Source organism: Sinomonas soli, assembly GCF_054782415.1.
Genome location: NZ_BAAGSN010000026.1, coordinates 1 through 13,758, shown reverse-complemented (window position 1 = coordinate 13,758; position 13,758 = coordinate 1). Strand labels below are relative to the sequence as shown.

Annotated in this window: 11 protein-coding genes; 9 read left to right on the top strand and 2 right to left on the bottom strand. The window is 72.2% G+C overall.

The window, feature by feature from the left end; genetic code table 11:
• Positions 1-56 precede the first annotated feature (56 nt).
• Complete coding sequence (locus ACYVKZ_RS20085) at positions 57-1,532, bottom strand: DUF349 domain-containing protein (protein ID WP_460994142.1); 1,476 nt, start codon at positions 1,530-1,532, stop codon at positions 57-59.
• Positions 1,529-2,344, bottom strand: coding sequence for a peptidylprolyl isomerase (locus ACYVKZ_RS20080; RefSeq protein ID WP_460994140.1), 816 nt, complete (start codon positions 2,342-2,344; stop codon positions 1,529-1,531). Before ACYVKZ_RS20080 ends, ACYVKZ_RS20085 begins: the two co-directional genes overlap by 4 nt.
• Before the next feature lie 68 nt (positions 2,345-2,412).
• Between ACYVKZ_RS20080 and hisS the strand changes: the two genes are divergently transcribed.
• From hisS to ACYVKZ_RS20035, 9 genes are all read left to right on the top strand, one after another.
• Positions 2,413-3,759: a histidine--tRNA ligase gene (hisS, locus tag ACYVKZ_RS20075; RefSeq protein ID WP_460994138.1), complete on the top strand. Its 1,347-nt coding sequence runs from the start codon at positions 2,413-2,415 to the stop codon at positions 3,757-3,759.
• A gap of 52 nt (positions 3,760-3,811) precedes the next feature.
• A complete protein-coding gene (gene aspS / locus ACYVKZ_RS20070) occupies positions 3,812-5,602 on the top strand; it encodes an aspartate--tRNA ligase (RefSeq protein WP_460994136.1) in 1,791 nt (596 codons plus the stop codon).
• Between the two features lie 102 nt (positions 5,603-5,704).
• Positions 5,705-7,138 (top strand): replication-associated recombination protein A, encoded by a 1,434-nt coding sequence (locus ACYVKZ_RS20065; protein ID WP_460994134.1) that lies wholly within the window; start codon positions 5,705-5,707, stop codon positions 7,136-7,138.
• 160 nt (positions 7,139-7,298) lie between these two features.
• Positions 7,299-7,922: a 30S ribosomal protein S4 gene (gene rpsD / locus ACYVKZ_RS20060; protein ID WP_307008082.1), complete on the top strand. Its 624-nt coding sequence runs from the start codon at positions 7,299-7,301 to the stop codon at positions 7,920-7,922.
• 121 nt (positions 7,923-8,043) lie between these two features.
• Positions 8,044-8,424 (top strand): DUF948 domain-containing protein, encoded by a 381-nt coding sequence (locus ACYVKZ_RS20055; protein WP_460994131.1) that lies wholly within the window; start codon positions 8,044-8,046, stop codon positions 8,422-8,424.
• Positions 8,425-8,462: 38 nt separating this feature from the next.
• Positions 8,463-8,675, top strand: a complete 213-nt coding sequence (locus ACYVKZ_RS20050; protein ID WP_460994129.1) for a hypothetical protein — start codon at positions 8,463-8,465, stop codon at positions 8,673-8,675.
• Positions 8,676-8,789: 114 nt separating this feature from the next.
• Positions 8,790-11,468, top strand: a complete 2,679-nt coding sequence (gene alaS / locus ACYVKZ_RS20045) for an alanine--tRNA ligase (RefSeq protein WP_460994127.1) — start codon at positions 8,790-8,792, stop codon at positions 11,466-11,468.
• A gap of 12 nt (positions 11,469-11,480) precedes the next feature.
• Positions 11,481-12,032, top strand: a complete 552-nt coding sequence (gene ruvX, locus ACYVKZ_RS20040) for a Holliday junction resolvase RuvX (RefSeq protein WP_460994125.1) — start codon at positions 11,481-11,483, stop codon at positions 12,030-12,032.
• A gap of 5 nt (positions 12,033-12,037) precedes the next feature.
• Positions 12,038-13,758, top strand: a 1,721-nt coding sequence (locus ACYVKZ_RS20035) for an endolytic transglycosylase MltG (protein WP_460994123.1), incomplete at its 3' end; no start/stop codon positions are given.

Below are 13,758 nucleotides of genomic sequence, written 5' to 3'. Positions count from 1 at the left end.
GCCGAGGGCCCGGAACCGCGTGGCGGCCCGGGCCCTCGACAGGGAGCGGAGCGGGCTCAGCCGAGCTCGCCGGCGGACTTCTGCAGGGTCGTGAGCCAGAGGCGCCGTGCGTCGAGCGCCTCCTGGGCCTTCGCGGTGGCGCGGGCGTCCCCCTTCGACTGGGCCGCGGCCAGCTCCTCCTCGAGGGTCGTGATCGACGCCTCGAGCTGGCTCAGGGCGGAGTCGGTGCGGGCCTTCGTCTCGGGATCGGTCCGGCGCCAGTTCTCGTGCTCGGCCTGCGCCACAGCATCCTCGATCCGGCGGAGCCCCGATTCCATGCGGCCCATGTCGGCCCGCGGCACGCGGCCAGCCTCTTCCCACCGGTCGCGGACGGACTGGAGCGCCTTCTTGGCCGCGTTCAGGTCCTGCACCGGAAGGATCTGCTGGGCCTCCGCGAGGAGCGCCTCCTTGACCTTCAGGTTGGACGAGTACTCCCTGTCCACGGCGTCGTTGGCGGCCTGGCGCGCCTCGAAGAACACGTTCTGGGCGGCGCGGAAGCGGACCCAGAGGGCGTCATCCTCCTTGCGGCTCGCGCGCGGAGCACCCTTCCACTCCTCCATGAGGCGGCGGTACTCGCCGGCCGCCCAGCCCCAGTCGGTGGAGGTCTGGAGCGTCTCGGCCTCGGCGATGAGCCGCTCCTTCACGGACTTCGCCTGGGCATTGATGCTGTCCAGCTGGGAGAAGTACGCGCGGCGGTGCCGGTCGAACTGGGTCCGGGCTGCCCGGAAGCGCTTCCACAGCGCGTCCTCGGCGGCGCGCCCGAGCCGAAGCCCGGACTTCTGGGACGCCTTCCACTCCTCGAAGAGCTCGTTCATCCGGGCCCCGCTCGACTTCCACTGCGTCCGCTCGGGGTCCTGGCCGCTGATCTGCTCGGCCTCGGACACGATGGCCTCGCGCCGTGCGAGCTCCTCGGCCCGCGCTGCCTCATGCTGGGCCTTCTCGGCGGCCTCCGCCTGGACGAGCGACTGCTCGAGGGCGTCGAGGCGGCCCTCGGCTGCCCGCACGTCGCCGACCATCGACCGCTCGGCGAGCTGGGCGCGAAGATGGGACGCGGCCTTGCGGACGTCGGCCACGGCGGCGTGGGAGGCCACGCGCTGCTCGAGGAGCACGATCTGGGCGAGGACGTCCTCGTACTTGCGGGCGAAGTAGGCCAGCGCCTCGTCTGCGGAGACTCCCGGGTACTGCCCGACGGGGTGCTCCTCGCCGTCGATCGTGAGGAAGACGTGCCCGTCGCCCTCGACGCGGCCCCACTTGGACGCCTCGGCGAGCGAGACCGGCGCCGCAGCCGTAACGGTGGCGACGGCGGGGGCAGGGGAGGGCGCGGCCGGCGCAGCCGGCTTGAGCTTGGCCGCGAGCGCGGCGGGGGACGGAACGGATGCGGCCGTTGCGGCCGCGGTGTCGTCGGATTTCTGACTTTCGGTCACCGCTAGAACTCTTTCGATTGTGGTTTGTCCTTCGGATGGGGCTGCCGGGGTACCGGCAGCCCACGTCACTTCACCGTGAACGAGTCTATCGTGACTGGCGTCACGGGAGCCCCGTCATTGCCCGTCTTGACGCCCTTGGCGGCGATCGCCTGGACCACGTCGAGGCCGGAGGTCACGCGGCCCACGATCGTGTAGCCGCCGGCGCTGTCCGCAGGAATGGTCGTGTCCTTGTACACGATGAAGAACTCCTGGCCGTTCCCGTAGGCGTTGCCTGCCGTCCGGGCGACCGCGATCGTGCCCGCCGGGTACTTGCCGTCAGCGGGAGTGTTCTCCAGCGGTCCCCAGGTGTAGGCGGGGTCGGAGGACCCGTCGGCCTTCTGCCCGCACTGCAGGAGGGCGAAGGCCGCGCCGGTCGTGAGCCTGCCGCACTGCCGGCCGTTGAGCGCACCGGACTGGCCCAGCGAGGAGAAGACGGCGGCGGCCTGGGGCGCCTTCGTGCCGTCGAGCTCGACGCCCACGTCCTTGCCGTTGAGCACGAGGCTGCCGCTGAAGGTCTTGCCGGCGGCAGTGTCCGGCTTGGGGATCTGCGGCCCGTTGGTCTGGGCTGCGCTCGGGGCAGCGCTCGGGGTCGGCGCCTCGAGCCCGGCCTGGGCGGCGGCGTACTCGGAAGCGGTGGGGTTGGAGGCGAAGACCGTTGCCTGCAGCACGGCCGCGAGCACGACGGCCGCTGCGGCGGCCGTGGCAGCGACGGTGTTGTCGCGCCGGCGCCGCTTCTCCTTGCTCCTGCGCAGCTCGGCCTTCGCGTCCATGAGCTGGATGCGACGGCGGTCCTCACGCACGTTCCGCTTGGCCACCGGGCAGTCCTCCATCCGCACGCTCATCTCGGGGTGCCTGAACAGGCGCATAAACTTGTGCAGCAATCAGTCTACGCACAAGGAGTTTGTCCCCCATGGCACGTACCGCCTCGCTGTCCGGATTCCCCGAGTGGCTTCCGCAGGAGAGGCTCGTGGAACTCCATGTGCTCGACACGCTCCGGCGCATCTTCGAGCTGCACGGCTTCGCGTCGATCGAGACCCGCGCGGTGGAGACCGTCGGCCAGCTGCTGCGCAAGGGCGAGATCGACAAGGAGGTCTACGGCCTGTCGCGGCTGCAGGACGATGAGGACTCGGCGAGCCGGGACGACGCGAACGCCCTCGCCCTCCACTTCGACCTGACCGTGCCGTTCGCCCGCTATGTCGTGGAGAACGCCGGCTACCTCGCCTTCCCGTTCCGCCGGTACCAGATCCAGAAGGTCTGGCGCGGGGAGCGTCCGCAGGAGGGCCGGGCGCGGGAGTTCACCCAGGCGGACATCGACGTGGTGGGCGACGGCGAGCTGCCCTTCCGCTACGACGTGGAGCTGGCGCTGGTGATCGCCGAGGCGCTCTCCGCGCTGCCGATCCCGCCGTTCCGGCTGCGGATCAACAACCGAAAGCTGGCCGAGGGGTTCTACCGCGGCATCGGGCTGACGGACACCGCCGGGGTGCTGCGCAGCATCGACAAGCTCGAGAAGGTCGGCCCGGAGCGGGTCGCCGAGCTGCTGCAGGAGGAGCTCGGCGCCACGCCGGACCAGGCCAAGGCCGCGCTCGAACTGGCCTCCATCCGGACCGAGGACACCTCCTTCGCCGACCAGGTGCGTGCGCTCGGGGTGGAGGACGAGCTCCTCGCCGAGGGGCTCGCGGAGCTCGAGGAGGTCATCGCCGCGGCCTCCGCCGCGGCCCCCGGCAAAGTCGTCGCCGACCTGAGCATCGCCCGCGGACTCGACTACTACACCGGCACGGTCTACGAGACCGTCCTCGTGGGCCACGAGCAGCTGGGCTCGATCTGCTCCGGCGGCCGCTACGACGCGCTGGCCACGAAGGGCTCCCGCAAGTTCCCCGGCGTCGGGCTGTCCATCGGTGTCACCCGCCTCGTCTCGCGCATCCTCAGCCAGGGCCTGGCGACCGCGAGCCGCTCCGTGCCCACGGCCGTGCTCGTGACGCTCGCCGACGACGAGGCATGGGCTGCCGCCCAGGGCATCGCCGCCAGGCTGCGCGGCCGGGGGATCGCGGTCGAGGTCGCGGCGAAGGCGGAGAAGTTCGGCAAGCAGATCAAGTACGCGGACCGCCGCGGGATCCCGTTCGTGTGGTTCACCCACGGCGACGGCACCCACGAGGTCAAGGACATCCGCTCCGGCGAGCAGGTCGCGGCCGACCCCGACTCCTGGATGCCGCCGGCCGAGGACCTCGTGCCGCGCATCGCGGCCGCGCCGTCGGCCTGAGGGCTGCGGGTAAACTCGATCCGAACCACTCGTCCCTACTGAAAGAAGAGCTGTGCTGCGCACACACGGCCTCGGAACGCTGCGTCCCGAGCACATCGGACAGACCGTCACCCTCGCGGGCTGGGTGGCCCGCCGCCGAGACCACGGCGGGGTGGCCTTCGTCGACCTGCGGGACTCGACGGGCGTCGCCCAGGTCGTGGTCCGGGAGGAAGAGGTCTTCCACGGCCTGCGCAACGAGTTCGTCCTCCAGGTGGTCGGCACCGTGGAACGCCGCCCGGCCGGCAACGAGAACCCGCAGCTCGCCACGGGCGAGATCGAGGTCATCGCCGAGAAGGTGGTGGTCCTCAACACGGCCGATCCGCTGCCGTTCCAGGTCGACGAGCACGTCGAGGTCGGCGAGGAGGCGCGCCTGCGCCACCGCTACCTCGACCTGCGGCGCCCCGGCCCCGCCCGCGCCATGCGGCTGCGGTCGGAGGCGAACCGCGTGGCCCGCGAGCTGCTCCACGGCGAGGACTTCGTCGAGGTCGAGACCCCGACCCTGACCCGCTCGACCCCCGAGGGCGCCCGCGACTTCCTCGTGCCCGCCCGCCTCGCGCCGGGCTCGTGGTACGCCCTCCCGCAGTCCCCGCAGCTGTTCAAGCAGCTCCTCCAGGTCGGCGGGATCGAGAAGTACTTCCAGATCGCCCGCTGCTACCGCGACGAGGACTTCCGCGCGGACCGCCAGCCCGAGTTCACCCAGCTGGACATCGAGGCCAGCTTCGTCGAGCAGGACGACATCATCGCCCTCGGCGAGCGGATCGTCGCGGCCCTGTGGCAGCTCATCGACGTCGAGGTGCCGTCCCCGATCCGCCGGATGACCTACGCGGAGGCCATGGCCAAGTACGGCTCGGACAAGCCGGACCTGCGGTTCGGGCTCGAGCTGACCGACCTGACCGAGTACTTCAAGGACACGACCTTCGGCGTCTTCAAGGCCCCGTATGTGGGCGCGGTGGTCATGCCCGGCGGCGCCTCCCAGCCCCGGCGTACCCTCGACGCCTGGCAGGAGTGGGCCAAGCAGCGGGGCGCGAAGGGCCTCGCCTACGTCCTCTACAAGGAGGACGGGGAGCTCGCGGGCCCCGTGGCGAAGAACCTCACCGACGCCGAGCGCGAGGGCCTCGCTGCCGCCGTCGGCGCCGAGCCGGGGGACTGCATCTTCTTCGCCGCCGGCGAGCAGGGCCCCTCGCGGGCGCTGCTGGGCGCCGCGCGGGTGGAGATCGGGCACCGCACGGGGCTCATCGACCCGTCCGACTGGGCCTTCGTGTGGGTGGTCGACGCTCCGCTGTTCGAGGCATCGGCCGACGCCAAGGCCTCCGGCGACGTCGCGCTCGGCTACTCCGCCTGGACGGCCGTGCACCACGCCTTCACCTCGCCCAAGCCCGAGTTCCTCGACACGTTCGACACCGACCCGGGCGAGGCGCTGGCCTACGCCTACGACATCGTGTGCAACGGCAACGAGATCGGCGGCGGCTCCATCCGCATCCACCGGCGCGACATCCAGGAGCGCGTGTTCAAGGTCATGGGCATCGGCGCCGACGAGGCCCAGGAGAAGTTCGGCTTCCTCCTCGAGGGCTTCAAGTACGGCGCCCCGCCGCACGGCGGCATCGCGTTCGGCTGGGACCGGGTCGTCGCGCTCCTCGCAGGCGTCGACTCGATCCGGGAGGTCATCGCCTTCCCGAAGACCGGTGGCGGCTTCGACCCCCTCACGTCCGCGCCCGCCCCGATCACCCCGGAGCAGCGCAAGGAGGCCGGGGTGGACGCCAAGCCGGAGCCGAAGAAGGGCTCCGAGGCCAGCCTCCCCGCCTGATCGGCAGCGCACGACGGCGAAGGCGCGGCTCCCACTGGGACCCGCGCCTTCGCCGTGGGCGCCCGTCCTTGAGTGTCGGCGCGCGGAGGTAGCGTAGTGGCAATGGAAGATCTGTTCGGTTCCGGTGACGGCGACAGCGGCGGCGAGGACGCGCCGTCGTCCGTCGCGGGCGGACGCGCCGCGAAGGCGGCCCGCGACGCCCAGCGAAGCCCGCTCGCTGTCCGCATGCGTCCGCGCACGCTCGACGAGGTCGTCGGCCAGCAGCACCTGCTGGGCGCGGCCTCCCCGCTGCGCCAGCTGGCGGCGGGGGCCGCGTCCGGGGGCGGCACCCAGTCCGTGACCGGACCCAGCTCGGTGATCCTCTGGGGCCCCCCTGGGACCGGCAAGACGACGCTGGCCCACGTGATCGCCCGCGGTCCGGGCCGGAAGTTCGTCGAGCTGTCCGCGATCACGGCCGGGGTCAAGGACGTCCGCCGCGTCATGGACGAGGCCCTCACCGCGCGCGACCTGCACCGCACCACCACGGTGCTGTTCCTGGACGAGATCCACCGCTTCACCAAGGCACAGCAGGACGCGCTCCTCCCCGGGGTCGAGAACCGCTGGGTCGTCCTCGTCGCGGCGACCACGGAGAACCCCTCGTTCTCGGTCATCTCGCCGCTGCTCTCCCGCTCCCTCCTGCTCACGCTGCGGCCCCTCACCGACCAGGACATCCGCGGCCTCGTGGAGCGGGCGGCGACGGATCCGCGCGGCCTCGGCGGCGCCGTGAGGCTCTCGGACGACGCCGCGGAGCACCTCGTGCGCCTGGCGGGCGGCGATGCGCGGCGCGCGCTCACCGCGCTCGAGGCGGCGGCCGCCGTCGCGCTCGGCCAGGCGCGCGACGACGAGCCAGAGCCCGGACCGGTCACCGTCGAGGTGGCCCACACCGAGAAGGCGGTCGACGCCCACGCCGTGCGGTACGACCGCGCGGGGGACATGCACTACGACGTGGTGAGCGCGTTCATCAAGTCGATCCGCGGCTCCGACGTCGACGCGGCCCTGCACTACCTGGCCCGGATGGTCGAGGCGGGGGAGGACCCGCGCTTCATCGCGCGCCGGATCGTCATCTCGGCCGCGGAGGACATCGGAATGGCGGACCCCACCGCACTCCAGACCGCGGTCGCGGCGGCCCAGGCCGTCCAGCTGATCGGCATGCCCGAGGGCCGGATCGTGCTCGCGGAGGCCGTGGTCCACCTCGCCACCGCCCCGAAGTCCAACGCCGCCTACCAGGGCATCAACGCGGCCATCGCCGACGTCCGCGCCGGCCTCGGCACCGGCATCCCGCCGCACCTGCGCGACGCGCACTACGCGGGAGCGGAGCGGATCGGGCACGGCAAGGGCTACCGGTACGCCCACGACGCCCCGCACTCGGTGGCCCGCCAGCAGTACCCGCCGGACGACCTGGTGGGCAAGGACTACTACGTGCCCACGGCCAACGGCGCCGAGCGCGAGCTGCAGGCCCGGGTCGAGCGCCTGCGCGGGATCGTCCGCGGCAGCTGACGCCCCGCAGCCGTGCTAGGCTGGATGACCGTCTGGCACGTCCGGGCCGCTGCCCCCTGCGTGGGGTGCGCCCGTCGGTAGCAGAAGGCAGTCGCGGGCCAATGCTCTCCATCTCGGGAGGCCAGGAATCCACACGCCGCGGCACAATGAAAGGACACACGTGTCTAGCACTCGTGCCCGCCGTCAGACGCGCCTCTCGCGCTCTCTCGGCCTCGCCCTCACCCCCAAGGCCGCCAAGTACATGGAGCGCCGCCCGTACGGCCCCGGTGAGCACGGCCGCGCCCGCAAGAAGCAGGACTCGGACTACGCGGTCCGCCTCCGCGAGAAGCAGCGCCTCCGCGCACAGTACGGCATCCGCGAGGCGCAGATGACCCGCGCCTTCGAGGAGGCCAAGCGCACCAAGGGCCTCACCGGTGAGAACCTCATCGAGCTCCTCGAGATGCGCCTCGACGCCCTCGTGCTCCGTGCCGGGTTCGCCCGCACCATCGCCCAGGCCCGCCAGCTGGTCGTGCACCGCCACATCACCGTCGACGGTGCCCGCGTGGACCGCCCGTCCTTCCGCGTCGCCGAGGGCCAGCTCATCGGCGTGCACCAGCGCTCCGAGACCATGACGCCGTTCCAGGTCGCCGCTGCCGGCGCCCACCGCGACGTCCTGCCGGCCGTCCCCGGCTACCTCGACGTCAAGCTCGAGTCCCTCCAGGCCCGCCTCGTCCGCCGCCCCAAGCGGACCGAGATCCCGGTGACCTGCGAAGAGCAGCTCGTCGTCGAGTACTACGCCCGCTGATCTGTCCCGCCCCCGGGCGGACGGGCCAGTTCGAGGAGCCCGCGGCGCGCGCCGCGGGCTCCTCGCGTGTGTAAGGTAGCCAGAGGGTGCGCGGGCGAGCCGTGCGCCGGGAGGAGGAACCGTGTCCGGAGGGGACATCGCAGGACTCATCGCCGCAGGCGTTTTCGCGGTGCTCGTGGCCCTGCTGGCCGTGCCGATCCTGAAGCTCGGGCGCGTGCTCGACGAGCTCCGCGCCTCGATCCGCACCCTCGCCGACGGCGCCACCCCCCTCATGGACGAGGTGACCATGACCGTCACCACCACCCACGAGCAGCTCAAGAAGGTCGACGGGATCGCCTCCAACGTCTCGGACACCACTGCGAACGTCTCGGCGCTGGCCTCGCTCGTCGCGGCCACGGTCGGGTCCCCGCTCGTGAAGGTTGCCGCGTTCTCGTACGGCGTCCGGTCGGCCTTCGCCCAGCGGCAGAGGACGCCCCGCGCCTCCGGCCGCCGCAGCCGCTGACCGGCACCCCCGGCAGCAACCAAGGAAGGGAAACCGTCGTGAAGCGCATCGTGTGGCTGTCCGTGGGTGTGGCGCTCGGCGCCGTCGCCTACCAGAAGATCGCCGCGGCCCGCTCGCTCGCCTCGCCCGGGGGCATCAACCGGGCCGTCGCCTCGCTCGCCGACAGCGTGGCGCACTTCGCGGACCAGGTGCGCACGGGGATGGCGGAGCGCGAAGGGGAGCTGCGCCAGGGCCTCGGCCTGCAGGACTAGCTCCCGCGCCTAGAATTGATGAAGGCATCCGCGCCCACCGGTGCGCGGGGTCGCTGGCCGTCCGGCGCCGCGGCGCGCCGCGTCCACTCGTAGAGAAGGTTGAAGAACACGCCCATGAAGTCGCACGAGATCACCCGACGCTGGATCGACTACTTCGTCAGCAAGGGGCACACGGCGGTGCCCTCGGCGTCGCTCGTCTCGAGCGACCCCTCCCTGCTGTTCACGGTGGCCGGCATGGTCCCCTTCATCCCCTACCTCACCGCCCGCGAGGAGCCCCCCTTCCCGCGCGCGACGAGTGTGCAGAAGTGCATCCGGACGGGGGACATCGAGGAGGTCGGCAAGACCGCCCGCCACGGCACCTTCTTCCAGATGTGCGGCAACTTCTCCTTCGGGGACTACTTCAAGGAGGACGCGATCCGCTTCGCGTTCGACCTGCTGACGAAGAGCGTCGACGACGGGGGCTACGGACTGCCGGCCGAGAAGCTGTGGGTCACCGTCTACGAGGACGACGACGAGGCCGCCAGCCTCTGGCTCACGCACACCTCCATCCCGGCCGAGCGCATCCAGCGCATGGGCAAGAGCGACAACTACTGGTCCACCGGCCAGCCCGGTCCCGCGGGCCCCTGCTCCGAGATCTACTACGACCGTGGCCCCGCCTACGGCGTCGAGGGCGGTCCGGCGGCGGACGACAACCGCTACATCGAGATCTGGAACCTCGTGTTCATGCAGTACCAGATCGAGAACGTGCGCTCGAAGGTCGACTTCGACATCGTCGGAGAGCTGCCCAAGAAGAATATCGACACCGGCCTCGGGATGGAGCGCCTCGCGATGATCCTCCAGGGCGTCGAGAACATGTACGAGACCGACCAGGTCCGCCCCGTGATCGACAAGGCGGCCGAGCTCTCGGGCAAGGAGTACACCTCCGCCGAGACCGCCGACGACCCGCACCACACCGACGACGTCCGCATGCGCGTCGTCGCAGACCACGTCCGCAGCGCCCTCATGCTCATCGCCGACGGGGTCAGCCCCTCCAACGAGGGGCGCGGCTACGTGCTCCGGCGCCTCATCCGGCGCGCGGTGCGGGCCATGCGGCTGCTCGGCGTCGACAAGCCCGTGCTGCCCGAGCTGCTGCCGGCCTCGCGCGACGCCATGAAGGGCGTCTACCCGCAGGTCGAGAAGGACTTCGACCGGATCAGCCGCATCGCCTACGGCGAGGAGAGGGCCTTCCTGCGCACCATCGCCGCCGGCACTGCGCGCCTCGACGACGCCGTGCGGGCCTCGAAGGCGGCCGGTTCGCCGCTGTCCGGCGAGGAGGCCTTCACGCTCCATGACACCTACGGCTTCCCCATCGACCTGACCCTCGAGATGGCCGAGGAGGCCGGGGTCTCCGTCGACGAGACCGCCTTCCGGGCCCTCATGGAGGACCAGCGCCAGCGTGCCCGCAAGGATGCCAAGGAGAAGAAGTCCGGCCATGCCGACCTCACCCTCTTCCAGGAGCTGCACGCCGCCGGAGACACCGTCTTCACCGGCTACACCGAGCTCGCAGGCGAGTCCCGGATCCGGGGCCTCGTCTCCGCCGGCTCCCGCGTCGACCGCGCCTCCGCGGGCGAGGAGGTGGAGATCGTCCTCGAGGAGACGCCGTTCTACGCCGAGGCCGGCGGACAGGCCGCCGACCGCGGGCTGATCAGCGCCGACGGCGTGCTCGTCGAGGTGCTCGACGTCCAGCGCCCGATCAAGGGCCTCTCCGTCCACAAGGGGATCGTGCGCGAGGGCGAGCTGAGCGCCGAGGCCCTGGTGCGCACCGCCGTCGACCGCGAGCGGCGCCACGGGGCCGAGCAGGCGCACACCGCCACGCACCTCGTCCACGCTGCTCTACGCCAGATCCTCGGGCCGGAGGCCGTCCAGCGCGGCTCCTTCAACAAGGCCGGCTACCTGCGCTTCGACTTCGCCTGGGGCGAGCAGCTCTCCGGCGCGGCCAGGAGCGAGATCGAGGAGGTCGCGAACCTCGCGATCCGCGACAACTTCGTGGTCAACACCGCCGAGATGCCTTTGGCCGAGGCGCGGGCCGCCGGAGCCATGGCACTGTTCGGCGAGAACTACGGCTCGCGCGTGCGCGTCGTGGAGATCAACGGGCCGTGGTCGATGGAGCTCTGCGGCGGCACGCACGTCGGCTCCACCGCGCTCATCGGCAGCCTGACCATGCTCGGCGAGCAGTCCGTCGGTTCGGGCAACCGCCGTGTCGAGGCCTACGTGGGTCTGGACGCGTTCCGGCATCAGGCCGCCGAGCGGGCCCTCGTCTCCGAGCTCAGCGAGATGTTCAAGGTGCCCTCGGCGCAGCTCACCGACCGCATCTCGGCGACGCTCGAGAAGCTCAAGACGGCCGAGAAGGAACTCGAGCGGCTCCGCAAGGAGAAGCTGGCAGCCTCCGCGGCCGCCCTCGTGGGCACCGCCAAGGACGTCGCCGGGGTCCGCCTCATCACGCACGACGCCGGCGAGCTCGGTTCCGCGGATGAGCTGCGGGCGCTCGCGCTGGACCTCCGGGCCCGGCTCGGCTCGGGCGCGGCCGCGGTCGCGGTGGCCGGCATCGCCAAGGGCCGCCCCGCGGTCCTCGTCGCCACCAACGAGGAAGCCCGCTCCGCCGGCGTCAGGGCCGGTGCCCTCGTGCGCACGGCCGCCGGGATCCTCGGCGGCGGCGGCGGCGGCAAGGACGATGTGGCCCAGGGCGGCGGCACCGACCCGTCGAAGATCGTCGACGCGCTGGGGGCGATCGCAGCAGCGGTCGCCCAGCGCTAGCGGGCGCCGCCTATGACTACCCCCCATCACGAAGAGCGGCCCTTCCCGCGCGGCGTGAGGCTCGCCGCTGACGTGGGCACCGTGCGGGTCGGCGTCGCCGTGTGCGACCCCGACGGCATCCTCCCCACGCCGCTGAAGACCCTGGCCCGCGACCCGAAGCGCAACAGCGACATCACGGTCCTGGCCAAGGAAGCAGCCTCCCGAGGCGCGGTCGAGGTCTTCGTCGGCCTGCCGAGGACGCTCGCCGGCCGGGAGACCCACTCGGCGGAACTGGCGAGGGCGTTCGCCGAACGCCTCGCCGTCGTCCTCGACGCGGCCGGCACCCCATGCGGCGTGCGGCTCGTGGATGAGCGGTTCAGCACTGTCGAGGCCCAGCGCAGCCTGCGGGCCGCGGGCATGGACTCTCGCGAACAACGTAGAGTGGTGGACCAGATGGCGGCGGTGGGTATACTCCAGCACGCGCTGGACCTGATCCGTGGCCGCGGCGAGGCCGGCGACCCTGTGGGCGTCCCGGATCCGCGGAATGGGGAGACCCGCGGCGACGACTCGGATGTGAGAGGCTAGCGAGAATGGACCCCCAGGACAACACGACCCCGGCCGTGCCTGACCGGCCCTTGACCCGCCGCGAGATCCGCGAGCGGGAGCGCGCCCGTCAAGAGGAGCAGCAGCGGCTGCTCGCTCCCCAGCGGCGTGCCGGCACTCCTCCTCCCTCCGCCTTCCCACGGTCCGCCTCCGCGTCCGGCGGAGCGGCGAAGGCGGCAGAGCCGGCCGCGACGACCGGGGATGGCACGGGGTGGGACACCGTGCCATCCCAGGTCCGCCCGCCGCAGAACAGCGCCCCGACACCGAGCGCGGCCTCCCCAGCCCGGGACGGCGCGACCGCGGACGCCGAGGCCTCCCGCGCCGGCACCCCGCATGGGCGCCGCCGCGCCCGCTCCTTCGAGACGTCCGACTCGGCCGTCCCCCCGACCTCCGCCACGATGGGCTGGGGCGCCTACCCGCCGTCGTCCGGCTCCCAGGCCCCCGTGTACTCCCCGCCGTCGGCCATCCCCTCCGCCGAATCAGGCGCACCCTCAGTCCTGCCCGCACCCGTGCCCGCTGCACGCCCCGCGGCCGACGCGTCCCCGGGGCGGCCGACCGCCGCCGGAAGGGCGCCCTCCACGGGCACGACCGACCCCGCGGCCACCTCCTACCTGCCCGCCGTGCCCGAGGCCCAGCCCGCCACCCGGCTCGTGGACCGGGTCCCCGCGCCGTCCGAGGACGCGCCCATCCGCCGCAACGTGTTCCCCGCTGCCGCGCAGGCCTTCACCCGCGGCGCGGCCGGTCCCGCCGTCCTCGAGCCCGAGGCCGCCCCTGCCCACGCACCGGCCGGCGACGCCCCCTGGGACGATTCCGGCCTCGGACTGCATGACGACTCCCACGGTGCCGACTTCCTGGGGGCGGCCGACCACGGCCACCATGCCCTCGCCGAGGACGACCACCCGCTCGACATCTCGCTTCCCCTCGATCCCGGCCACGGGGTCTTCGGCGAGCCCGTCGCGCCCAGGCCCTCCCGGCGGTCCCGCCGGTTCCGCGTCCTCATCGGGCTCACCCTCGCGCTCGCGCTCTTCGTCGGAGCGGCGCTGATCGGGGTCCAGTTCCTCAAGCCGCTCCTGGGCATCGACCAGGTTACGGACTATCCGGGCCCCGGCTCGGGCTCTGTCATGGTGACCGTCCAGCCCGGATCCGGTCCGGCCGCCGTGGCCAGCTCCCTGAAGCAGCAGGACGTGATCGCGGACGCGGGTACCTTCCTCAAGGCCTTCGCCGCCGCAGGCGGCGACCTCCATCCCGGGGACTACACGTTCAAGAAGGAGATGAAGGCCTCGGATGCTGCGGCGATCCTGGCCGGCACGGACAGCGCGAAGGTGGTCTACTTCGCGCTGAGTGCGGGGATGCGGGTGGGGGACTCGCTCGATGCGATCGCGAAGGCGGCCTCGGTTGACCGCAAGGACCTCGATGCGCTCAATGCGAAGCCGGGGGACTTCGGGCTGCCGGCCAAGGCCAAGAGCCTGGAGGGCTATCTGGCCCCGGGGGAGTACCGGTTCCCGGTGGGGACCTCGGCCAAGGACATCCTGGCCAAGCTGGTCTCGACCACGGTGGACGAGCTGAAGCAGGACGGGATCACGGACCCGAACCAGCAGTACCAGGTCCTCACGGTGGCCAGCATCGTCCAGGCCGAGGGCGGGCAGGCGGACTACGGGGACGTGGCCGGGGCGATCGAGAACCGGCTCAAGCCCAACGACCAGACCAA